This window comes from Streptomyces soli, assembly GCF_003999195.1.
In the GTDB taxonomy this organism is placed as follows: Bacteria; Actinomycetota; Actinomycetes; order Streptomycetales; family Streptomycetaceae; genus Actinacidiphila; species Actinacidiphila soli.
In genome coordinates this window covers 60,150-81,906 of the sequence record NZ_RJVR01000192.1, presented here as the reverse complement: position 1 = coordinate 81,906, position 21,757 = coordinate 60,150, and the positions used below count along the sequence as shown (strand labels likewise).

General features: G+C 70.3%; 17 protein-coding genes and 2 pseudogenes. 10 read left to right on the top strand and 9 right to left on the bottom strand.

The genetic code is table 11. The annotated features are described in order from the left end of the window. Positions 1-264: 264 nt before the first annotated feature. The 7 genes and pseudogenes from EFK10_RS18360 to EFK10_RS18330 all read left to right on the top strand — a co-directional run bounded on the left by EFK10_RS18360 (position 265) and on the right by EFK10_RS18330 (position 4,970). The gene (locus EFK10_RS18360) at positions 265-1,176 is read left to right on the top strand and encodes an LAETG motif-containing sortase-dependent surface protein (protein WP_127356765.1); all 912 of its coding nucleotides are present in this window, start codon (positions 265-267) and stop codon (positions 1,174-1,176) included. Between the two features lie 252 nt (positions 1,177-1,428). Next, entirely contained in the window at positions 1,429-2,721 is a 1,293-nt protein-coding gene (locus tag EFK10_RS18355; protein ID WP_127356764.1) for a M14 family zinc carboxypeptidase, read from the top strand. A gap of 86 nt (positions 2,722-2,807) precedes the next feature. Continuing rightward, positions 2,808-3,563, top strand: coding sequence for a GntR family transcriptional regulator (locus EFK10_RS18350; protein ID WP_127356763.1), 756 nt, complete (start codon positions 2,808-2,810; stop codon positions 3,561-3,563). Between the two features lie 141 nt (positions 3,564-3,704). Continuing rightward, positions 3,705-4,160, top strand: coding sequence for an RpiB/LacA/LacB family sugar-phosphate isomerase (locus EFK10_RS18345; protein ID WP_127356762.1), 456 nt, complete (start codon positions 3,705-3,707; stop codon positions 4,158-4,160). After that, positions 4,157-4,324: an SPOR domain-containing protein gene (locus EFK10_RS18340; protein ID WP_127356761.1), complete on the top strand. Its 168-nt coding sequence runs from the start codon at positions 4,157-4,159 to the stop codon at positions 4,322-4,324. Before EFK10_RS18345 ends, EFK10_RS18340 begins: the two co-directional genes overlap by 4 nt. 10 nt (positions 4,325-4,334) lie before the next feature. Next, positions 4,335-4,445: pseudogene (locus tag EFK10_RS18335) on the top strand (DNA mismatch repair protein MutT); the annotation flags it as partial. A 129-nt stretch (positions 4,446-4,574) separates the two neighbouring features. Further along, the gene (locus EFK10_RS18330) at positions 4,575-4,970 is read left to right on the top strand and encodes an NUDIX hydrolase (protein WP_127356760.1); all 396 of its coding nucleotides are present in this window, start codon (positions 4,575-4,577) and stop codon (positions 4,968-4,970) included. A gap of 25 nt (positions 4,971-4,995) precedes the next feature. On the opposite strand, the gene EFK10_RS18325 is transcribed toward EFK10_RS18330, so the two are convergent. The 5 genes from EFK10_RS18325 to EFK10_RS18305 all read right to left on the bottom strand — a co-directional run bounded on the left by EFK10_RS18325 (position 4,996) and on the right by EFK10_RS18305 (position 11,804). Beyond that, entirely contained in the window at positions 4,996-5,715 is a 720-nt protein-coding gene (locus tag EFK10_RS18325) for a leucine-rich repeat domain-containing protein (RefSeq protein WP_240677292.1), read from the bottom strand. A gap of 89 nt (positions 5,716-5,804) precedes the next feature. Then, a complete protein-coding gene (locus EFK10_RS18320) occupies positions 5,805-6,239 on the bottom strand; it encodes a hypothetical protein (protein WP_127356759.1) in 435 nt (144 codons plus the stop codon). After that, positions 6,236-8,359, bottom strand: a complete 2,124-nt coding sequence (locus tag EFK10_RS18315) for a site-specific integrase (RefSeq protein ID WP_206305497.1) — start codon at positions 8,357-8,359, stop codon at positions 6,236-6,238. Before EFK10_RS18315 ends, EFK10_RS18320 begins: the two co-directional genes overlap by 4 nt. Further along, the gene (locus EFK10_RS18310; protein ID WP_206305496.1) at positions 8,356-10,209 is read right to left on the bottom strand and encodes a hypothetical protein; all 1,854 of its coding nucleotides are present in this window, start codon (positions 10,207-10,209) and stop codon (positions 8,356-8,358) included. The genes EFK10_RS18315 and EFK10_RS18310 overlap by 4 nt, the downstream gene beginning before the upstream one ends. Beyond that, complete coding sequence (locus EFK10_RS18305) at positions 10,206-11,804, bottom strand: site-specific integrase (RefSeq protein WP_240677291.1); 1,599 nt, start codon at positions 11,802-11,804, stop codon at positions 10,206-10,208. The genes EFK10_RS18310 and EFK10_RS18305 overlap by 4 nt, the downstream gene beginning before the upstream one ends. A 59-nt stretch (positions 11,805-11,863) precedes the next feature. Between EFK10_RS18305 and EFK10_RS18300 the strand changes: the two are divergent. The 3 genes and pseudogenes from EFK10_RS18300 to EFK10_RS18290 all read left to right on the top strand — a co-directional run. After that, positions 11,864-12,181 (top strand): annotated as a pseudogene (locus tag EFK10_RS18300) (NUDIX domain-containing protein); the annotation flags it as partial. Positions 12,182-12,262: 81 nt separating this feature from the next. Next, positions 12,263-14,836 carry a SpoIIE family protein phosphatase gene (locus EFK10_RS18295; RefSeq protein ID WP_240677290.1) on the top strand — a complete coding sequence of 858 codons (2,574 nt, stop codon included), beginning with the start codon at positions 12,263-12,265 and terminating at the stop codon, positions 14,834-14,836. A 138-nt stretch (positions 14,837-14,974) separates the two neighbouring features. Then, on the top strand, positions 14,975-17,617 hold the full coding sequence (locus EFK10_RS18290; protein ID WP_127356756.1) for a SpoIIE family protein phosphatase: 2,643 nt from the start codon (positions 14,975-14,977) through the stop codon (positions 17,615-17,617). Between the two features lie 151 nt (positions 17,618-17,768). On the opposite strand, the gene EFK10_RS18285 is transcribed toward EFK10_RS18290, so the two are convergent. The 4 genes from EFK10_RS18285 to EFK10_RS18270 all read right to left on the bottom strand — a co-directional run bounded on the left by EFK10_RS18285 (position 17,769) and on the right by EFK10_RS18270 (position 21,647). Next, positions 17,769-18,539, bottom strand: a complete 771-nt coding sequence (locus EFK10_RS18285) for a succinate dehydrogenase/fumarate reductase iron-sulfur subunit (protein ID WP_127356755.1) — start codon at positions 18,537-18,539, stop codon at positions 17,769-17,771. Next, on the bottom strand, positions 18,536-20,446 hold the full coding sequence (locus tag EFK10_RS18280) for a fumarate reductase/succinate dehydrogenase flavoprotein subunit (RefSeq protein ID WP_127356754.1): 1,911 nt from the start codon (positions 20,444-20,446) through the stop codon (positions 18,536-18,538). The genes EFK10_RS18285 and EFK10_RS18280 overlap by 4 nt, the downstream gene beginning before the upstream one ends. Next, positions 20,446-21,273: a hypothetical protein gene (locus EFK10_RS18275; RefSeq protein WP_127356753.1), complete on the bottom strand. Its 828-nt coding sequence runs from the start codon at positions 21,271-21,273 to the stop codon at positions 20,446-20,448. Before EFK10_RS18275 ends, EFK10_RS18280 begins: the two co-directional genes overlap by 1 nt. A 74-nt stretch (positions 21,274-21,347) precedes the next feature. After that, entirely contained in the window at positions 21,348-21,647 is a 300-nt protein-coding gene (locus tag EFK10_RS18270) for a hypothetical protein (protein ID WP_127356752.1), read from the bottom strand. Positions 21,648-21,757 lie beyond the last annotated feature (110 nt).

Sequence of the window (21,757 nt, the reverse complement as noted above, 5' to 3'; positions counted from 1 at the left end):
GGCCCGCCGGTTCGGCATCAAGCGGAGCTATCGGGCAACCGGTTGACGTGCCGTGAAGAGTCTTTACGGAATCCCTCCGCTATACCGGACACGCGGGTTGACAGCATTCGACGACAACGTTCACGATGCGTGATGCCACTGTGGCCTCAGTGCCCAGTGTTACCTCGACCACCCCTGCCCGGCACCGCTTTCGGCCTGCCCTAGTACGGGGAGGGCTGCCGTTTCGATGCGCACCGGGCCACGTATCGCCAGATTGGTAACTGCATGTCCATATCGAGACGTGTCACCATGCGGCGGCTGCTCGGCGTAAGCGCCGCAGCTCTCGCTCTCTCTGTCGCCGGGTCCACCGCCGCGTACGCCTGCGAGGGCGGCAGCGGCTGGAACAAGGGCACCCCGGCCGGCTACAAGCCCGGTAACGGCGGCGGCACGAAGACCTCCACGGACAAGTGCGAGTTCTCCGTCGACGGCACCAACTGGTACGCCTCCGTCAAGGTCGACGACATCAACCTCAAGGCCGGCGACGACGGCAAGGTCCACGTCAAGGTCCGGACCGCCTCGGACTCGGCATCCTGCACGGCCTCCCTCGCCTCGTACCGTACGCACGGCGCGACCTTCGAGACCTCCGGCAAGCAGGTCTTCCACGACTGGGACACCGCCACCGTGAAGTCGGGCGAGACCGACACACTCGACGTGGCCTTCCCGGACGTCGGCTGCTTCGCCCAGGTGGACCTGTACTACGGCAACACCAAGTACGACGGCGACTTCAACGCCAACGACGGCTACACGCACGGCGATCTGCCCGAGGGCCCGGACCACGCGGTCATCGGCGACAAGAAGATCGCCTGGTGGAACGGCGGCACCAAGGACTGCACCGCGCAGGTCATTCCCTCCAGCAGCCCCTCGGAGTCCGCCTCCACGTCCGAGTCGGCCACCCCGTCCGCGTCGGCGTCGACCACGCCGGCCACGGGCGAATCCTCCCCGGCGGCCTCCATGTCCGCCTCGGCCTCAGCGTCGGACGTCGCGGCCTCCGCCTCCGCGAGCACCTCCTCCGGTGACCTCGCCGAGACCGGCAGCAACGGCACCGGCGCCCTCGCGGCCGGCGCGGCCGTCCTCGTCGCCGCCGGCGCGGGCGTGCTGTTCGCCACCCGGCGCCGTCAGGTGGCCCGCCGCCACTGACGGTACGTGTGTTGTAAGGGGCGTGTCCTATGAGGACACGCCGCTTACCTTTTGGCCAACGGCCGACCCGGCACCTGCGGTGCCGGGTCGGCGAGTGAGCCGAAGCGGAGTGCCCCCACAGTGGCTGAGCGCAGCGGAGACGAACTCGCCCCAGAAAGAAAGGGGACCGCCTTCCGACGCGCTCTAGCCTCCAGTGAGGGCGAATTGGAAGAATCCAGTCAAAGACTGCACCAGTGCGCCCGGGGGAACTGAATGAAGGCATGGGGGGAAGGCCTCGCCCGCGATCGATATCCCACCGTGGACGAGGTCACCGCAGCAGCGCGCCAACTTGCCTCCCGCTGGCCGTGGCTGTGCCGGTTGCGGCAGGTCGGAAGGTCCCGGGCGGGGGAGCCATTGTGGCTGCTGTCCGTGGGGCACGGGCAGCGCAATGTCCTGGTGGTGGCGGGCCCGCACGCCAACGAGATGGTCGGCGGCGCCACCGTGCTGCGGCTCGCCGAGCGGGTCGTTGTCGAGGACCGGCTGCTGGCCGGGGCCGACGCCGCCTGGCACTTCCTGCTCTGCGCCGACCCGGACGGCGCGAGACTCAACGAGGCGGTCCCCGAGGGCGAGTTCACCATGCTCGGCCACTACCGGCACTTCTTCCGGCCGTGCGCTGCCGAGCAGCCCGAGTGGCTGGCCGCCGACGGCCGCCTCAGCGGGGCCCTGCCCGAGACGCGGGCGCTGATAGAGGTCATCGACGAGCTGCGCCCGGTGCTGCAGATCTCCCTGCACGGCATCGATGTAGGCGGCAGCTTCGTACAGCTCACCCGTGACATCCCCCGGCTGGCCGAGCGCATCGCCAAGTCCGCCGCCGAGTTCGACATCCCCCTGGAGGCAGGCTCCTCCGACGCCTTCCACTGGCCGAGCCCGGGACCCGGCGTCTACGTCATGCCGCCGCCGAGCGGCTCGCGCTCCCGGGAGGACGCCGACCACTCCACGTGGACGTATCTCCACCGCTACGGCGGCGTCACCGCGATCGCCGAAGTCCCCATGTGGGCCTGCGACAGCGCCTCGGACGTCTCCCCGCACCCCGCCGCCGAGGGGGCTTTGCGCACCGCCGGTGACACGTTGCGGCACGGCAGCCACCTCGTGCAGCGCCTCATCGCCGAGGTCCGCCCCCTCGTCGCCGACCGCGACGCCGGGCCCCTGCTGCGGGCCGCCGCCGAGATCGCCGCCGTCGGCCCGCAGCTCGCCGCGGACTGGGATCCGTCCCTGCGCCGTCCGGGGGGCCCGCCACTGCCCGTGATGACCCGGGCCCGGGTGAGCAGCGTCGAGATCTACACCCAGCGGCTGCCGCTGCGCGCCGCGTCCATGCTGCTGCGTTTCGTACGCGGTGTGGCCGAGCCGTCCTTCGCCCTCGCGGAGATGCGGGGGCGCCTCGAACACCTCGTCACCGACTGGTGCCGCTCGTACGAGACGGCTCACCGCGCCCGCTGGATCCCGGTGCGGCACCAGGCCGAGCAGCACGCCCGCGCGGCCATCGCGTGCTTCGAGCTGCTCAGCTGACACTGCGTGAATCTCTAGCCATGACTTGCGGTTGACCACCCTCAGTTGCGAAGCTGTTGCTGTCCGTCAACCCGAGGGAGTGGCACGTGCCTTTCGGTGAGCAGCCCGCGTACCTTCGCGTCGCCGACGATCTGCGACGGAAGATCCTCGACGGCACCCTCCCGCCGCACACCAGGCTTCCCTCCCAGGCCCGCATCCGTACCGAGTACGGGGTGTCGGACACCGTCGCCCTCGAAGCGCGCAAGGTGCTGATGGCCGAGGGCTTCGTCGAGGGCCGCTCGGGCTCGGGGACGTACGTACGGGAGCGCCCGGAGCCCCGCCGGATCATCCGTACGGGCTACCACCCGGCCGCCGGTCAGTCCACGCCCTTCCGGCAGGAGCAGGGGGACGAGGGCTTCAAGGGCACATGGGAGTCGAGCAGCGTCCAGGCCACGGCCACGCCCCGGATCGCGGAGCGGCTGCGCATCCAGCCCGGCGACCGGGTGATGCGCACCAACTACCTCTTCCGGACCGAGGGCGAGCCGATGATGCTCTCCACCTCGTGGGAGCCACTGGCGGTCACCGGTCGCACCCCCGCGATGCTGCCCGAGGAGGGGCCGGTGGGCGGGCAGGGCGTCGTGCAGCGCATGGCGGCCCTGGATGTGGTCGTCGACCATGTGACCGAGGATGTCGGCGCCCGTCCGGGGCTCGCGGAGGAGACCTCACTTCTGGGCGGGGTCCCGGGACATGTCGTCATCGAGATCCAGCGGACCTACTACGCGTCGGGGCTGCCGGTGGAGACGGCAGACCTCGTCGTTCCGGCCGACCGCTACCGGGTGGCGTATCACCTGCCGGTCAAGTGATGTACGCGGCGACCGGGCCGGCTGTCCGGTCCTGATCTCGCCGGACCGAATCAGTCAACTCCCGTACGGAACATGGCTCGTTCGAGTCGGTTCCCGTCCGAACGTGTCCGCAGTGTCACGTTCGGGCGTAGGCTCCGGCATATGCGCATCGCCGTTTCCTCGGACATCGACGAGCCTGTCGCCCGCACCGTCATCGACGAGCTGCGACTGCGCGGTCACACCGTGCTCGCATACGGGGCCCTGCGCCCGGGCGACCGGCACGACTGGGCCTGGAGTGCCGAGGCCGCCGCTCAGGCGGTCTCCTCCGGCGAGGCCGACCAGGCCGTGGTCTGCTGCTGGACCGGCACCGGCGCCTCCATCGCCGCCAACAAGCTCCCCGGCGTCCGCGCCGCCCTCTGCACCGACGCCTACACCGCCGACGGCGCCCGCCGCTGGAACGACGCCAACGCCCTCGCCCTGAGCCTGCGGCTGACCAGCGAGCCACTGCTCAAGGAGATCCTCGACGCCTGGTTCGCCGGCGCGCCGAGCCGAGAGGCGGACGACCTCGCCAACGTCGCCCACCTCCACGACATCGAGGGGGTGAGAGCCGCCCGATGAGCGAGCTCCTCTGGGTCGTCATCCGCCAGGACGACAACGGCAACCGCTACCGCGTCGGCCGCTACGCCACCCGCGAGGAGGCCGAGCGCATCGCGGACGCGCTCGACGCCCGGGGTCACCGGCAGCTGTACGTGGTCGAGCGAATAGACCAGCGCGCGTCATAGAGTGCCGCGCATGACTGAGCGCGTGGTCGTCGTCGGTGCGGCCCTCTTCGACCAGGGGCGCCTTCTCGCCGCCCGCCGCAGCGCCCCGCCCGAGCTCGCGGGCCGCTGGGAACTCCCCGGCGTTCATTAGGCAAGCCGGTTGTCGGGGCAATGTGTGTCGGTCGGCACCGGAGGCTGTCTGGCGTGCTGCGCGGTGCCGATAGGGTCCCTTTCGGCCATGTTCTGTGGAGAGTGAGAAGAGGCTCCGGCAATGCTGATCGACACGGTGGCGTGGGTGCGGATCGAGGACGGCCGGATCCTGTGCGCACGGCCGAGCGGGAAGGATGTCTTCTACATCCCGGGCGGCAAGCGGGAGGGCGCGGAGAGTGATCTCGAAACGCTGGTGCGCGAGATCAAGGAGGAACTGACGGTCCTGCTAGTTCCGGAGACCGTCACCCATGTGGGCACGTACGAGGCGGAGGTACCCGGCTCACCTGAGGGCGCTGTGGTGCGCATGGCCTGCTACTCGGGCGACTACCAGGGCGAGCTAGTCCCGAGCAGCGAGATCGAGGAAGTGGCCTGGTTCTCGTATGCGGACCGGGCGGAAGTACCGCCTGTCGACCAGGAACTCTTCGACGACCTGAAGTCCCGTGGCGACTTGGCGTGATCGTTGGCCGGCAGCCGAAACGTGTTCATGCCAGAACCACACACCCCCGATGCTCCAGTTCAGTCAGCAGCGGTTGAGAGAGATCGATCTCGTTCCAGCGCAGATCCAGTTTCTCCAGGGAGGGCATCTGGGCCAGCCAGTCCGGCAGACGGCTGAGCCGGTTGCTCCGGAGGTCGATCTGCCGTAGGAGGGGGAGGCCGGCCAGCGCCCGGGGTAGCTCGGAGAGTGTGTTCTCGTGAAGGTCCAGGTGCCGCAGTTCGCGGAGTTCGCCAACGGATGACGGCAGGTACTCGATGGCGTTTCCGCGGAGCCAGAGCTCGCGCAGGTTGCCGAGTTCACCGATCGAGGCGGGCAGCGTGCTCAGTTGGTTGTGCTGCGCTCGCAGCTCGATGAGGTCGCCCATCCCGCCGATGGCATCAGGCAGGGCGGTCAGCTGGTTCTCACCGATGTTGAGGTAGCGCAGTCGTGTCAGCCGCCCCAGCGTCTGCGGCAGCTGTGTCAAACGGTTGTCGTGCAGGTAGAGGCAGTCGCAGAGCCCGGACAGATCACCCAGCTCGTCGGGAACCGAGGGGAGCGCGTTGTGGCCCAGATCCAGGGTCCTCAGCCGATGCAGCCTTCCGATCCCCGGTGACAGCGCGGTGAGCCCGGTCTCCGCGAGGATCAGCACGCTGAGCTCGGTTCGCTGCCAGACCGACTCGGGCACCTCGCCGAGCATCTGACGCCATAGGTTCAGCACGTACCTCACGCCTTTACTCCTCTCGTCAGTGGGTCTGGCCTCGATCGACGTCTGTCATTTTTCGGATCTTCCGCCGAACGGGGCAACACGGCCGACGGTCACCCTTTACGGCTCGTCCGCCGCCGGGGCGGCAGGGCGGTGACGCGTGCTGGACCGGACTCCTCCCGCATCGCGTGGAGTTCCAGGCCGAGTTCGGCGACGAGGCGGCGTAGAGCCGCAGTGATCTCGCGCTCCTTGGCTAGGGCGGCTGCCGTATCCGCCAGCTTCTGTTGCAGCTGGGCGTTTTCGTCGGCCAGTGACTGCGAGATCGCAGGCGTCCGCTGTTGTGCTCGTACGCGGGCCTGGAACTCCTCGACCAAGTCTTTGTGGTCACCGTAGACGACATCCCGGCGCAGGCCGGACTCGCGCAGCAGCTCGGTGACGGTGAGACGGCCGGACGCCGAGTGCAGCGGGGTGCCTTCGAGGAGCCGGTCGGCGGCGGCCTGCAAGGAGGCACGTTCGCCGTCGAGGTCGCGGGGGCGGCGGGTGGTCATGCCGGGGCTCCTTCGTTGCGGTGCTGTTCGTGGCGGTGTACAAGGGAGGCGATGCGTTCGGCCTGCGCAGCGGCTCGGTCGCGCAGGGGCCGGGGCGCGAGCGGGTCGGACGCGGTCGCCTTCAGGTCGTGGAGATCCTGCTTGCGGCGGGTGATGTCCCGGTCGGTGAAGGCCAGATTGGTGCAGGTGGAGCGGCACTCGCGCTCGTCCGGACCGGCTGGTTCGGGCAGGCCCTGGGCGAGGCGGGCGGCGCGGCAGGCCGCCGTCTCGGGGCGCCAGACACAGGTCATGCCCTCGCCGTGGTGCACCTGGGGGTCAGTGCTGCCCAGGAGCCGCTCGGCGCTGCGAGGGCTGATGACCGTACGGCCGGGGAAGTCGGCGGAGCCGACGACCCTGCGGCGGTACTCGTCGGCGGACGGCCCGCTGACGTGTTCGCCTGCCGCGAGCCGCTGGGCGTCGTCGCTGATCTGTTCCAGGACGAGTTCGAGCTTCTCGACCGCGACGTCCTGGAGCCACTCGGTGTCCGGTGCGCCCGCGTAATTGAGCGTCACCTTGGTGTCGACGTGCCCGTACTGGAGGGCGGCGGCGATGAGACCGCGCGGGCGGCGGACGATGAACCGGGCCAGGGTGCGGCGGAAGCGGCTGGCGTTGAGGTTTCCGGCGGGGTCGTCGGGGATCGGTGCACTGCCGTCGGCGCGGCGGAAAGTCTGGTTCACCCAGGCGGCGAAGTCGGCAATGTCCCGGTTGACCGAGGAGCAGGTGCGGGCGTGCGTGGCGGACGGACGGAACATGCCCACACGCAGCTGCGCGGGGAAGAGATGCGGCTGGTCGTGCAGGGACTCCAGGAGGGCGATGGCCTCGTGGACGACGCCGACGACGACCCACGGGCGGGTGGGCTCGGCCGCGTCGGGGGTGTCCGGGGCACGGTCGTACCCCTTGCCGCGGTGGCCGTGCATGACCAGCTGCCCGGTTGCCTCGTCCGTATCACAGCAGCCGCGGCGCAGCGACAGCACCTCGCCAGGGCGCATCCCGGAGAGATAGCAGACGACGGTGAACAGGGCCCCGGCCAGGCGGCGCCACAGGCCGGACAGTTCGCCGATGGCCAGAGGCGTGTCTCGCCAGGGACGCCCCTGGATCTGCCCCGTGATGACACCTACCGTGCTGTGCTCGGCGACTGGAAGTCCCTGCCCGGCCAACCACCGCTTCTGGGCCGGGCTGAACGCTCCTTTGCCGTCCAGGCCGATCAGCCGCAGTACGTGGCCGTAGTTGATACGGGGCCCGTCGGGGCCGGGGATGCCGGGCAGGGGTGTGCAGGTCCGGCGGCATTGGTCGACGTAGGCGCGCAGACGGGGACCGGCGGTGCCGACGTAGATGGCTTGGGAGGAGTGCTCTCCCCGGCACAGCAGGGTGTACTCCTGCCAGGCATCGCGGATGTCGGGCCCGATCTCCTCCACCATGTGAAGCGACCAGGCAAGCAGTGCCTCCATGGTGTCGTCCTGGATGCGGGGGCGCTTGTTCTCCCCGTTCGATGTACGCAGGCCGACGAGTTCGTTGGCGGTACGCCCCGGCCAGGGGAACTGTGCGGCGAGGCGGCAGGAGGCGGGCAGTACGTCGCGGAAGAGCCAGAGGGTGCGCACTGAGTTCAAGGTGTTCGCCTGTTGTCTGAGCGGGGTGGTCGTTCCGGTGATGTGCTGCAGGTAGACGTCCAGGTCGTGATCGGTGATGTCGGCGATCTGCCGGACGCCTTGCAGGTGCATCCAGTGGGCGAACAACTGCAGGCCGCGGGCGAGTACGGGCATCGAACCGATGCCGATGTACTCGGCGGACCGCTGACGGCCCCCGGGCTCGACGGGCTGCGGATGGTCGAGCGCGGCCAGCAGGACAGCGCGGAACTGGCGGCGCAGGGGCTCGGGGAAGACACGGAGATTGAGGTTGCAGATGGTCGTGTGGGCATCGCGGTGAGCTGGGCGGATGTTCCAGTCGTCATCGCCGAAGCGGGACAGCGAGGCGGGGTCCGTGCCGAGCCTGACCGGCCGGTTCCGCAGTACGGACACGCTGTCGTCGGGCCAGGGGACGGGGGTCGCCACGGCCGGGGCGGAGAGGCGAGCGGGGGTTGTCATCGCAGGTCGGTCCGTCCGTCCAGGAGAGCGGAGATCAGGGTGTGGTGGCGGTCGGTGACCGATGCGCGCGCCTGGTTCTGTTCGGCCGCGCTGTAGTGGGTGAGGATGTCGCGCAGCTGGGCCATTGGCTTCGCGTAGCGGGCTTCCCACACCGGCGGATCCAGGTTGGGCCGCAGTGCTGCGAGCCGGTCGTGCAGTGCGATCTGGACCGGGAGGTGGTGCGGCAAAGCCCGCGCGTTGGCGCAGTTCAGGCAGCCGTTCAGGAACGAGGCCGGGCATGCTTCGCCGGCGGCGGCATGGGGGCTCTCACGGTGATCGCGGCAGGCGACAACACCGGTGTCCCGTTCCCCGCAGGCCATGCTCTTCAGAACTGCTGGATCGAACCCGGCCTCGGCTGCTGCTGTGCTCGGGTCCTGGGCCGCGAGCGAGAGCAGTCGGGGAGAGAGCACGACGACTTCAGCAGCGGTACGCGCCTTGGCCACCTGCTCCTGCAGCGCCTCGGCCACCACTTTCTGGCTCTGCTCGCGTACCGTCCGGCTGCGCTGGAGGTAGTGGTCGCGCAGGGTGCTCCGCTGGTGCGACACAGGGCGTCGCTGGATCTCCAGCGCAGTCTGGCGGATACGACGTACGTCGATCCCGGGCAGCCCCTGCTCGCCGTCGCGGGTGACGGGAGGGAAACCTCGGGTTCTGGCCCACCGCTCGACACGGATCTCGTCCGACCAGCACGTCCCCTGCCCGCTCCGGTCGCTGACGCGGCGGTTCACGAACGCTCCGGTGCTGCCCGTGATCCGCCGGGCGGGAGCGGTCAGTTCGAGCAGCAGATCATAGACCCGCAACGGGGAGTGGAACAGCGGATCGACTCCGTAGGTCTGTTCCAGGACGGAGTTCAGAGACGCGGGGAGGTTCTCGACGGCAGCCACTCGGTGTTCCCGCTCCGGGCCACGGCGAGGTTTGCGCTGTTCCACCAGGGCCGCTGACGGAGTTCCTGCCCCACCGCCCGTCCGGCGGTACACCGCGGGCCACTTCGCCACGGTGCCGAGGTTCTCGGCAGTCAGCGCAGCCAGGAGCAGGGCGAAAGCGCTGGCCTCCTGCTGGGACAGCGACAGCATGCGCATCACAGTCACCACGCCGCCGTGCCGTTTGACCTCGGGAGTTCCTCCACCGTCACGCCCGCGCGGCAGATCGCCGGTGGTGGCGAAGCGGTCGAGCAGGCTGCCCAGTTCCGCCTCGGCGCCGTCCGGTACCAGTTCACCTGCGTGGAACCGCTCCAGAAGCTGCAGGCTGCCCCGGACCCGGTCCCTGCACAACCGGACATCCCGCCGTAGCGCGGTCATGATCTGCTGCCACTCACCCTCGGAGTAACCCGTGATCTGCTCGGACACCTTCTTGACGGGCAGCCGTGTCTCGAACAGCTCGCGTCGCGCGGCTTCGGGAAGCTCCGCGCAGCCGCGCAGCACGATCCGCAGCCGGGCCACACAGGTACGTCGGGTCTGCGGATCCGAGTACCGGGACGTGAAGGCTCTGATGTGCGCAGCCGTGATATCCGCCGGGTGCCCCGGTGGCGGTTCGCACCGCGCGAGGGTCTGGGCGAAGTCGCGGACGACCTGGTAGCCGCTGCGGAAGGACTTCGCGCGCTTCACCCCGCTGCGGGCACCGGCGCGCTCGGCCAGCCGCCGGACCAGCCAGTCCCGTACCAGCTCGGAGACCGGCAGGTCGGAGCAGTCGAACCGGACGGTGCGCCCGGTGCACTCCTCATGGAACAGCACCACCGCTGCTGACACCCCACCGGGCAGCCGCTCGGGCGGAGACCAGTCGGACGGCGGCAGCGCGGCCCGGCGCCCGCCCCTCACCGCGCCGCCCCGGCGGCGACGACCGGCCCCACGACCGACCCGCCGTGCCGCGCGAAGATTCGCACCAGCGTGTCCACCCCTGACCTCTCGTCGTCGTCCAGGAGCGCCATCAGGTACGAGACCTGCAGGCCGGTGAAGGGCTCCAGGTAGTACTCGCGTGTGGTGTCCGGATGACGGTGCCCGAGAAGTACGGCCAGCTGCAGCCAGATATCCCCGAGCTGGTCGCGGAAGTCCTCGATCTCGTCGGGAGAGAAGCCCTCCAGACGGCGCTCCTCAAGGAGTGACAGGATCGAGAACCACTTCAGGGCGAAGGAGTGCCGGCACATGTGGGGCGTTGCCCACAGCGGACACTCGCGCCGCACCTGCTCCTGCTGCTCTTCGCTCAGCCGCCCTTCCGAATCGGTCTTCCGCAGCCAGGCCTGTGCGACCCGCCGGTTCGCCGCGTCGAAGGTGTCCTCCCAGCTGTGCGGCTTCTTCGGCAGGCCGTTCACCGACAGCCAGACCCACAACGGCTCCAGCCCCTGTGGCGTACGGCGGAACAGCAGGCGGCGGTCGTCCGGTGCCAGCGCGTCCAGGGCCACGGTCTCCGAGCCGTCCGCAGTGGTCACGCGCAGCTGCCGGGTGCGGGGATCGTGACCGGTGACGACGCATACGCCGGACAGTCGCTCGTACCGTCCCTGCCGCTGGGCGCGGCGGATCACCTCGGCCCTGGATCCCTCCAGCGGATCCAGGTAGCCCTCGACCGCACGCAGCACCTGCCGCGGGATCCAGTACGTCCGGCCGTCACGCCCGCCCTTGACGCACTTGGCCGCGAGCCACGCCGTGCCCATCCGCTCGCCGCCCGAGTCGGGGAGCTCGACGTCGAGGATGCTCGCCCATTCGCGAAGCCGCAGCCCAGTTCCGTACAGGCCGTCGACGAAGGCCGCGTCCCGGTCCTCATTGAAGCCTCCGGCCTGTCGGCCGGGACGCCGCAGACCGTCGAAGCCGTAGCTGCGAAGCCCGATGTCGCGCCACTGCTCCAGGGCATCCCGCAGCAGCCACTTCACCTGGCGGCTCGTCGAGCCGGCCGGGCGCAGTGGATCCCGGCGCCCGCGCCCGTACGCCTGTCGCGTCGCCGCCTCGTCGTCGGCGCGCACGGTCGCGACCGGATTCGTGATGCCGAACCGGGAACTCGCCCAGGTGTAGAAGCTGTTGAGGCCGGCGCGGTCGGTGTCGAACGACGTGGCCCGCACCCGCTCCGTGTTCCGGGCGTCGGTGATGCGCCAGTCCTTGAACGCCTCGACGTCACGGACCGTGGCCCGGTCCCAGGTCGCGCCGATGGCGTCCAGGAAGTCCAGCCAAACCACGAGGGTGTAGGCGTAGCGTCGCCAGGTGCCGGGCTGGGAGGTGGCCATACGCCCCTCCCGGAAGAAGAGGTTGATCCGGGAATCCGGGCGGCCGGACGGCGGCAGGATCACGGGGGTGCCGTGGCGGGCCCCGTTCCGGGCGGCTCTGGTGTGCAGATCACCGAGATCGGGGAGCTGGGGATCTGCGGTGACAGGTGGTGGGGCGGTGAAGTCGTAGAAGTCGACGGTCCAGCGTTCCAGGGTGTTCACGTGCGCAGCTCCGAGGGTGATGCGTAAGGAACCGACAGATGAGAATAGCCTAAAGAACCGGCGGCAAGGTCGAATCCGGCGAGTCGGTCGAGAACGCCCTCGTGCGCGAACTCCACGAAGAACTCGGCATCCACGCCGAACCCCTCGAACCCGTCCCGGGGGAGTGGCCGCTTCCCAAGCCCGGCTACGTCCTTCAGGTCTGGACCGCCCGCATCCTCGCCGGCACCCCCGAACCCCTCGAGGACCATGACCAGCTCCGCTGGCTCACCCCCGACGACATCGACTCCGTCGACTGGCTCGACCAGGACCGCCCAGCGGTCGCATGGGCGGCGGCGCGGCTCGTCCGGAGCGGCAGGCCGTCGGCGGCTGAGCGGTAGCACGGGCGGAATATCGGGTATGGGGGGATTGATCCGCTAATGGCCGGGAAGCCGGCCCGACCCGGTCGGGATGTGGAGGGCGTGAGCGCCAGCGTTGACGGCAGTGGGATCGGAGAGGCCCGGGAGGAGCCGGGGGTGTCGGGGGCCGGGAGCGCGCGTGCCCGGAAGGGGACGGGACTGCACCCGGGGCCGTACGGCGAGGGGGCTCGCAAGGCCGGGACGCTGCTGGACACACTGCGGGTCGCCGTCGTCATGCTGGACACCAGCGGCCGCGTGCTGCTGTGGAGCCCGCTGGCGGAGGAGATGCTGGGCTGGGCGGGTGAGCACATCGTCGGGCGCCGGCTCACCGGACTGCTGGTCACGGACGTGGCTGGGGCGCACGAACGACGGATGTCCGCGGTGCCGGCCCCGGGGCCGGCCGAGCAAATCCTCGCTGAGCTGCTGCGGTCCGGGCGGTGGACGGGCGTCCTGTCGCTGCGGCACCGCGACGGACACGCGGTGCAGGTCGAGGCGAGGGCCTCGCTGCTGGTTGACGGCGACGGCCGCCCCTTCGTCCTGGCGTCGATCGCCGAGATCAGCCAGCTGCAGATCCTCGAGCACGATCTCGCCGCGCTGGACAGCCTCTTCGGCAGCTCGCCGCTCGGCGTCGCGATCTTCGACACCGATCTGCGCTACGTACGCGTCAACGAGGCTCTGGCCATCATGAACGGCCGCCCGGTCGCCGAGCACATCGGCCGCAGGGCGGAGGAGATCGTGCATCCGAAGGTGGCCGAGGAGCTGACGATCCTCCAGAAGCACGTGCTGGCCACCGGCCGCCCGGTGATCGACTTCATCATGCCGGCCGCGACCGGCAACGGGCACCGCTCGGTCTCGTACCACCGTCTGGAGGACCGCGCGGGCCATGTGCTCGGCATCAGCTGCACGGTGATGGACGTGACCGAGCGGCAGCTCGCGCACGCCAAGATCGAGCGGGCCCGGCAGCGGCTGGCGCTGCTGAACGACGTGGGGTCGCAGCTCGCGGACCTGCTCGACGTGCGGCGGATCGCGGAGGTGCTGGCGGAGGCTCTCGTCCCCCGGTTCAGCGACTTCAGCGGGGTGATCCTGCACCCCGCCGTGCCGGACGGCGGGGAGGTGCCGCTGCATCCCTACAGCGAGAGCACGGACATGCGGCAGGTGGGCATCGGCAAGATCAAGGAGAGCCCGCTGGTCGACCGGATGCTCGGGATCGGCAAGGTCATCAAGGTCACGTCGGAGGGCATCTTCGGCACGGTGCTGCACACCGGCAAGCCGCAGATGGTCGAGGGCGAGGAGCAGTTGCGTGGCACGACGTATCCGGGGGATCCCAAGATCCAGGCCGCGGTCGACCTCGGGGTGCACTCACTGCTGGTCGCCCCGCTGCGCGCCCGTGGCATCGTGCTCGGGGTGCTCGTGGTGAGCCGTATCGAGGGCCGGGAGCCCTTCGACCAGGACGACCTCGCGCTGGTGATGGAGCTCGCCGACCGCTCCGGGGCGGCGCTGGACAACGCCCGGCTGTACGTACGCGAGCGCGAGGGCGCCCTGATGCTGCAGCGCAGCCTGCTGCCGCAAAGCATGCCCGAGCCGCCCGGAGTCCAGCTGGCCTTCCGCTATGTGCCCGGCAGCAGCGGGGCGGCGGCCGGTGGCGACTGGTTCGACGTCATCCCGCTCGCGGGAGGCCGGATCGCGCTGGTCGTGGGCGATGTGATGGGGCACGGGCTGCGAGCGGCAGCGACCATGGGCCGGCTGCGTACGGCGGTCAGGACGCTGGCAGGGCTGGACATGGCCCCGGATGAGCTGCTGCGCCGGATCAACGACCTGGGCGACGACCTCGCGCAGAGCCGCGCCGAAGGGTGGATGGCGACCTGCGTGTATGCGGTATACGACCCGTCGACCCGCCGCTGCACCGTCGCCAGAGCCGGCCACCTGCCGCCCATGCTGGTCTGCCCCGGTGACACGGCGGAGGTACGGCAGCTGGACGTTCCGGCGGGCGTGCCGCTCGGCGTCGGCGGCATGGAGTTCGAGTCGACGGATTTCGAGGTGCCCGACGGCGCGGTGCTGGTGCTCTACACCGACGGCCTGGTCGAGGCGCGCGGCGAGGACATCTCCGAGGGCATCGACCGGCTCGTCGCCGTCCTGCGTCACTTCGGGCCGGACGACTCCCTGGAGGACACCTGCGACGACCTCCTCGCCAGCATGCCCCCCGGCCGCGAGCCCGATGACGTCGCCCTGCTGATGGCCCGCCTCGGCGGCCTTCCCGAAGGGTCCACCGCCTCCTGGACCTTCGCCGCCGAGCCCAGCGCCGTGCGGCAGGCGCGGCGGAATGTCCGCGAGACGCTCGCCGGGTGGGGGCTGCAGGGGCTGACCGACATCACCGCACTGCTGGTCAGCGAGCTGGTCACGAACTCCCTGCGGTACGCGCACGGGCCCATCGGCGTCCGTATGGTGCGTGGTTCATCGCTGCTGGTGGAGGTCTCGGACCCGCTCCCCGACCCCCCGCGCGAGCGCTCCGCCGCCGAGGACGACGAGGGCGGCCGCGGCCTCCAGTTGGTCGCTCGCGCCTCCCGCCGCTGGGGCACCCGCCACGGCCCCCTCGGCAAGACGGTCTGGTTCGAACTGGCGCTCCCGGCCGGGGCGTGACGCATCACCCCCACCAACGCGCCCCCTTCCGGAGGCGTCGGCGCAGGCTGGGCAGGGTAGTTGAACTGCGCACAGAGCGGTATGCGTATGTGCTGAGATGATGCTGTGATCGACAAGACCATGTGCGGAACGGGGTGAATGCTGAATACTCGGCACGAGCCGGTCCGTAAGTGTGAGCTGGAGGGGTCGGGCGTGAGCGTTGAGCCATCGGGTGGCGAAGAGCCCCGAACCCCTGCGGCACCGCGTCGGCACGTCTGGCAGTCCAGCCCGCCCGGATCGATCTACGACTACATACGCGTCGCGTCCTTCTCCCTGGGTCCGGACGGCCGTGTCGAGCAGTGGAGCGAGCGCGCTGAGGAGTTCTTCGGAGTCTCCGCCGACGAGGTGGTGGGCAAGGACCCGATCACCGCCTTCGTACCGGAGGACGTACAGGACCGGGCCCACGTCCGCGTCGAGCAGATACTCGACGGCCGTGAGTGGATCGGCGTCGTGCCCTACCGCGACGCGACCGGGCACGAGGGCCTCGCCGAGATCTACGTCATGCCTTCGGAGAGCGAGACCGGCGGGCGCGGAGCGCTCTGTGTCGCCGTCGACGTCCGCGTACTGCGGCAGATCGAGACCGACATCGCGTCCTCGCAGGCGGTGTTCGGGCAGTCCCCGATGGGCTTCGTCCTCTTCGGCACGGATCTGAAGCTGCTGCGGGTCAACGAACGCTTCGCGGACACCTTCGGCAAGCCGGTCAAGGACTACAGCGGCCGCACCCCATATGACTTCCTCTCCCGGGTCGAGGGCGACCGGCTGACCGCCGCCCTGCGCCAGGTCCTGGAGAGCGGCGACCCGGTGCTGAACATGACACTGGTCGGTACGGTGGGGGACCGGGGCGAGCACGGTGGCGGCGGGCAGAGCAGCCGTCGGCGCTGGTCGATGTCGCTGTACCGGCTGCACAGCGGTAGCGGGCGGCCGATCGGAGTCGCGGGCCTGGCCCAGGATGTGACGGGCCGTCAGCGTGCGGAGCGCGAGGCCGCGCACACCCGGCGCAATCTCGCACTGCTCAACGAGGCCGGACGGCGGATCGGCAGCAGCCTGGACCTGGAGACGACCGCGCGCGAGCTGCTGGACGTTGCCGTGCCGCACTTCTGCGACCTCGCGTCCGTGGACCTCTACCAGTCCCTGCTGTCCGGCGAGGAGGGCCCGGTCGGCACCGCCGACGGCAGCGGCGAGATCCGCCGGGTGGCCTTCGCCAGCGCGGTGTCCGACGCCCCGGTAGGACTCCTGCCGCCGGTCAAGGAGGGCGACGAACCCGTCCCGGTCGGGCCGGTCTCGGTCGGCGCGGTCCACCGCTATCCGTTCTCCTCGCCCTTCGCGAGCGCACTGCGTACGGCGCAGACCCAGGTGCCGGAACCCGACGAGGGCGACAGCTTCGTCCAGTCCACGCTGGCCGTGCCGATGGTCGCCCGGGACGCCGTGCTGGGGCTTGTGCAGTTCTCGCGGGCCAAGGGCAGCGAGCCCTTCAACGAGCGAGACCGCATGCTCGCCGAGGAGTTGGCCTCGCGCGCAGCCGTCTGTATCGACAACGCCCGGCTCTACCGCCGCGAGCACGAGCGCGCGCTGATACTGCAACGCAGCCTCCTGCCCCCCGGCAACCCCGAAGCGGCCGGTCTGGACATCGCCTGCCGCTACCTCCCCGGCAACATGGAGACCGAGGTCGGCGGCGACTGGTTCGACGTCATCGAACTGCCCGGCCACCGCACCGCCCTCGTCGTCGGCGACGTCATGGGGCGCGGCCTGCGCGCCGCCGTCGCCATGGGCGAACTCCGCACCGCCGTACGCACCCTGGCCCTGCTCGACCTCGAACCGGCCGATGTCCTCACGGCCCTGGACGAGGTCGCCCGCGGCCTCGGCGGCCCGGCGGAGGGCGGCAGCCGCCGCGCCCGCGACAAGGACGCCTCCGACCTGTCCGAGGTCTACCTCGCCACGTGTGTGTACGCGGTGTACGACGCCGTCACGCGCCGCGTCACCATCGCCAACGCCGGCCACCTTCCCCCGGCCATCGTCGAACCCGGCGAGCCCGCTTTGCTGCTGGAGGTCCCCGCGGGCCTGCCGCTCGGGGTCGGCGGCGAGCCCTTCGAGGAGATCGACGTCGACCTCCCGGACGGCGCGCTCCTCGCCCTCTACACGGACGGCCTCGTCGAATCCCGCAACCACCCCCTCGACGAGGGCCTCACCGCCTTCCGCGCCGCCCTGGACGACCCCCAGCGGCCCTTGGAGGACGTCTGCGACCACATACTCGCCGAGCTCGACACAGCCCACGGAGAGGACGACATCGCCCTCCTCATGGCGCGCGTCCAGGGCCTCGCCGAGGACTCCGTCGGCGACTGGACGCTCGACCCCAACCCCAAGTCCGTGGCCCGGGCGCGTGAGCTGACCCGCGAACGGCTCGTCTCCTGGGGCCTCGAAGCCCTGGTCGACACCACCGAGCTGCTGGTGAGCGAGCTCGTCACCAACGCCCTCCGGCACGGCAAGGGCGACATCCGCCTCCGGCTGCTCCGGGACCGCACCCTCGTCTGCGAGGTCTGGGACGACGCCCTCGTCCAGCCCCGCCGCCGCCGCGCCCGCGACACCGACGAGGGCGGCCGCGGCCTCCAGCTCGTCACCATGCTCAGCTCCGCCTGGGGCTCCCGGCGCACCCACCGCGGCAAGACGGTCTGGTTCGAACTGCCGCTGCCCGGCGACGAGTCGACCCGCGAGATGACCGCCGAGGAACTGCTGAGCCTCTTCTGACCGGTGTCGTGCGGGTCGCAAGCCCAGGCGCCGGGCGAAAGGCAGGTTAACCCGCAGTGCCGCAGATCAGCGGCTGGACGCCGATCGACGAGGGCGACTATGTCGCCCCGGCGGCCGCTGCTCTGCCACCCGACGTAGCAGGCCGTACGGGTCAGGGGGTCCGGCGGCGGATCACGTTGCCGAGCCAGACCAGCGGGTCATACTTGCGGTCCACTGCGCGCTCCTTGAGGGGGATGAGGGCGTTGTCGGTGATTTTGATCTGCTCGGGGCAGACCTCCGTACAGCACTTGGTGATGTTGCAGTACCCGAGCCCGTGATCGTCCTGCGCGGAGGACTTCCGGTCCAGGCCGGCCTCCTGCGCCGCGTCGAGCGGATGCATGTCGAGCTCCGCGATGCGCATGAGGAAGCGGGGGCCGGCGAAAGCCGCCTTGTTCTCCTCGTGGTCGCGGACCACGTGGCAGGTGTCCTGGCACAGGAAGCACTCGATGCACTTGCGGAACTCCTGCGAGCGCGCGACGTCCTCCTGCGCCATCCGGTATTCGCCCGGCGCGAGCCCGGCCGGGGGCACGAAGGACGGCACCTCCCGCGCCTTGGCGTAGTTGAAGGACACGTCCGTCACCAGGTCCCGCACGATCGGGAAGGCGCGCATCGGCGTGACCGTGATGACCTCGTCCTCGCCGAAGAGCGACATGCGGGTCATGCACAGCAGACGCGGCCGTCCGTTGACCTCCGCGCTGCACGAACCGCACTTGCCCGCCTTGCAGTTCCACCGCACGGCGAGATCGTGGGCTTGCGTGGCCTGGAGGCGGTGGATGATGTCGAGGACGACCTCGCCGTCGTTGACCTCGACGTCGAAGTCCTGCAGGCCGCCGCCCTCGGTGTCGCCCCGCCATACCTTGAAGTGCGCTGTGTACGTGCTCACGCGTCGACCTCGTCGTCCGTCAGGTACTTGAGCAGTTCGTCCTTCTCGAAGAGCGTCAGCAGGTCACCGCGGATGGGCGGCATGTCCCGCCGGACGAGGGAGACCTGCCCGAGATCGTCCTCGGCCTCGGCGATTCCCAGCACCAGGTTGACCTTGCGCCAGCGCCGGTCCATCTCGGGGTGGTCGTCGCGGGTGTGGCCGCCGCGTGACTCGGTACGCTCCAGAGCGGCGCGGGCGACGCATTCGCTGACCAGCAGCATGTTCCGCAGGTCCAGCGCGAGGTGCCAGCCGGGGTTGAACTGCCGGTGGCCCTCCACCCCCGCCCGCCGGGCCCGCAGCCGCAGCGCCGCGAGCCGGGTGAGGGCCTCGCGCATCTCGTCGGCCCGGCGGATGATGCCGACCAGGTCGTTCATGGTCTGCTGCAGCTCCTGGTGCAGGGTGTACGGGTTCTCCGGGGCCGCCGGGTCGCCGCCCTCCGCGCTGAAGGGCCGCAGGGCCTCGGCGGCGGCCGCGTCGATCTGCTCGTCGGCGACCAGCGGGCGGTCGGCCGCGCCCAGCCCGGCGGCGTACTGCGCGGCGTGCAGCCCGGCCCGGCGGCCGAAGACCAGCAGGTCGGACAGCGAGTTGCCGCCGAGCCGGTTGGAGCCGTGCATGCCGCCGGCGACCTCACCGGCGGCGTACAGGCCGGGAACGCCGGTCGCGGCTGCCGAATCCGGGTCGACATCGACGCCGCCCATGACGTAGTGGCAGGTCGGGCCGACCTCCATGGGCTCGGCGGTGATGTCGACGTCGGCCAGTTCCATGAACTGGTGGTGCATGCTGGGCAGCCGGCGCTTGATCTCCTCCGCCGACAGCCGGGTGGACACGTCCAGGAAGACCCCGCCGTGCGGAGAGCCACGGCCCGCCTTGACCTCGGAGTTGATGGCGCGGGCCACCTCGTCGCGGGGCAGCAGCTCGGGTGGGCGGCGGTGGTGCTCGGGGTCCGCGTACCAGCCGTCGGCCTCGTCCTCGCTCTGCGCGTACTTCTCCTTGAAGACGTCCGGGATGTAGTCGAACATGAACCGCTTGCCGTCGCTGTTGCGCAGCACCCCGCCGTCGCCGCGCACCGACTCCGTGACCAGGATCCCCTTCACCGACGGCGGCCAGACCATCCCGGTCGGGTGGAACTGCACGAACTCCATGTTGATCAGCGGTGCCCCCGCCAGCAGCGCCAGCGCGTGCCCGTCCCCGGTGTACTCCCACGAGTTGGACGTCACCTTGAAGGACTTGCCGATGCCGCCCGTCGCCAGCACCACGGCGGGCGCCTCGATGACGAAGAAGCGCCCGCTCTCGCGTACGTAGCCGAAGACCCCAGAGACCTTTGGGCCATCCTTCAGCACCCGGGTGACCGTGCACTCCTGGAAGACCTTCAGCCGGGCCTCGTAGTCCCCGAGCTCCTTGAAGTCCTCCTGCTGCAGCGAGACGATCTTCTGCTGGAGGGTCCGGATCAGCTCAAGGCCGGTGCGGTCACCGACATGCGCCAGCCGGGGGTATTCGTGGCCCCCGAAGTTGCGCTGCGAGATCCGGCCGTCCTTCGTACGGTCGAAGAGCGCGCCCCAGGTCTCCAGCTCCCATACGCGGTCCGGCGCCTCGCGGGCGTGCAGCTCCGCCATCCGCCACTGGTTGAGGAACTTGCCGCCGCGCATGGTGTCCCGGAAGTGGACCTGCCAGTTGTCGCTGGAGTTGGCGTTGCCCATGCTCGCCGCGATTCCGCCCTCGGCCATCACGGTGTGCGCCTTGCCGAACAGCGACTTGCAGATCACGGCCGTCCGCAGCCCCTGCTCCCGCGCCTCGATGGCCGCGCGCAGCCCGGCCCCGCCCGCGCCGATCACCACGACGTCGTACGTATGCCGTTCGACCTGCGTCATCAGAAGAACCTCGGATCATCGAAGGCGCCGCTCGCGACGAGGAAGACGTAGAAGTCCGCGACCGCCACGCTGATCAGGGACGCCCACGCGAGCAGCATGTGACGGGCATTGAGCTTCCCGACCCAGGACCAGAGGCGATAGCGGACGGGGTGCTTGGAGAAGTGCTTGAGACGGCCGCCGACGATGTGCCGGCAGGAGTGGCAGGAGAAGGTGTACGCCCAGATCAGCACGATGTTGATCAGGAGGATCAGGGTGCCCAGCCCCGCGTGCCCCCAGTGGCCGTGCGTGTCGCGGAAGGCCAGCACGACGTCGTACGTCAGGATCCCCGCCACCGGGATCGCGAAGTAGAAGAAGTAGCGGTGGATGTTCTGCAGGATCAGCGGGAAGCGGGTCTCGCCGGTGTACGTGGCGTGCGGCTCGGCCACCGCGCAGGCGGGCGGCGAGGCCCAGAAGCCCCGGTAGTACGCCTTGCGGTAGTAGTAGCACGTCAGCCGGAAGCCCAGCGGGAAGATCAGCACCAGCAGGGCGGGCGACAGCCCCCACCACTCGCCGAACAGCGGCCAGCGCGCGCCCAGCGGCATGTCCACGCAGTTCGCGCCCAGGCAGGGGGAGTAGAAGGGCGAGACATACGGCTCGCTGTAGTAGTTGCTGTTGGCGAACGCCCGCCATGTCGAATACACGACGAACGCCCCCAGCCCCAGCGCCGTAACCAGCGGCGGCACCCACCACCGATCGGTCCGCAGATGCCGGGCGGCGATCGCCGCGCGCCCCGTCGTGAGTACGCCGCGGCGCGCGGCATCGGTATGGGGCTCTGTTCCGGTGGCCAAGGATCACTCCCGGGGAGTGCGGGTGGGGGGTTACGGCGGCGTCTCGCGCCGCCTACGCGGCGCGCGCGTGCCGCCTACGGCGCGTGCCCGTAAGGCGATCCCAGCCCCTCGTCCTCCGCCCCGGACCACAGCTTCCGGTCGTACGGCGCGTCCGGGATCGTCACCATCTCCGGGCGGTCCTGCGCCCCCGCGCTGCCGCCCAGCGGCGCGCTCTGCCGGAGAAGCGCGAGGTCCTCGCGCAGATGATCGGTATCGGCACGTACGCGGCGCATGTCGACGCTGGCACTGCCGACGTGCTGCTCCAGCCGCGCGACGGCCTTGTTGAGATCGTCGAGCCGACGCTGAACCGATGAAAGGTCGTCCTGCAGGGACATGGCTGCCCTCACCTCCGCCTCTTTGCGGGTGCGCGATGCCGACGCCAGGAGAGTGTCGCGCGTCACAGTCGCGCTTGGGAAGAGATCTGCACCGATTCTCCCACGCAGGC

Coding starts and splice junctions, on each gene's coding strand:
- EFK10_RS18360 (WP_127356765.1), top strand. CDS start 265: ATGTCCATATCGAGACGTGTCACCATGCGGCGGCTGCTCGGCGTAAGC.
- EFK10_RS18355 (WP_127356764.1), top strand. CDS start 1,429: ATGAAGGCATGGGGGGAAGGCCTCGCCCGCGATCGATATCCCACCGTG.
- EFK10_RS18345 (WP_127356762.1), top strand. CDS start 3,705: ATGCGCATCGCCGTTTCCTCGGACATCGACGAGCCTGTCGCCCGCACC.
- EFK10_RS18340 (WP_127356761.1), top strand. CDS start 4,157: ATGAGCGAGCTCCTCTGGGTCGTCATCCGCCAGGACGACAACGGCAAC.
- EFK10_RS18330 (WP_127356760.1), top strand. CDS start 4,575: ATGCTGATCGACACGGTGGCGTGGGTGCGGATCGAGGACGGCCGGATC.
- EFK10_RS18320 (WP_127356759.1), bottom strand. CDS start 6,239: ATGACCACCCGCCGCCCCCGCGACCTCGACGGCGAACGTGCCTCCTTG.
- EFK10_RS18315 (WP_206305497.1), bottom strand. CDS start 8,359: ATGACAACCCCCGCTCGCCTCTCCGCCCCGGCCGTGGCGACCCCCGTC.
- EFK10_RS18290 (WP_127356756.1), top strand. CDS start 14,975: ATGCTGAATACTCGGCACGAGCCGGTCCGTAAGTGTGAGCTGGAGGGG.
- EFK10_RS18280 (WP_127356754.1), bottom strand. CDS start 20,446: ATGACGCAGGTCGAACGGCATACGTACGACGTCGTGGTGATCGGCGCG.
- EFK10_RS18270 (WP_127356752.1), bottom strand. CDS start 21,647: ATGTCCCTGCAGGACGACCTTTCATCGGTTCAGCGTCGGCTCGACGAT.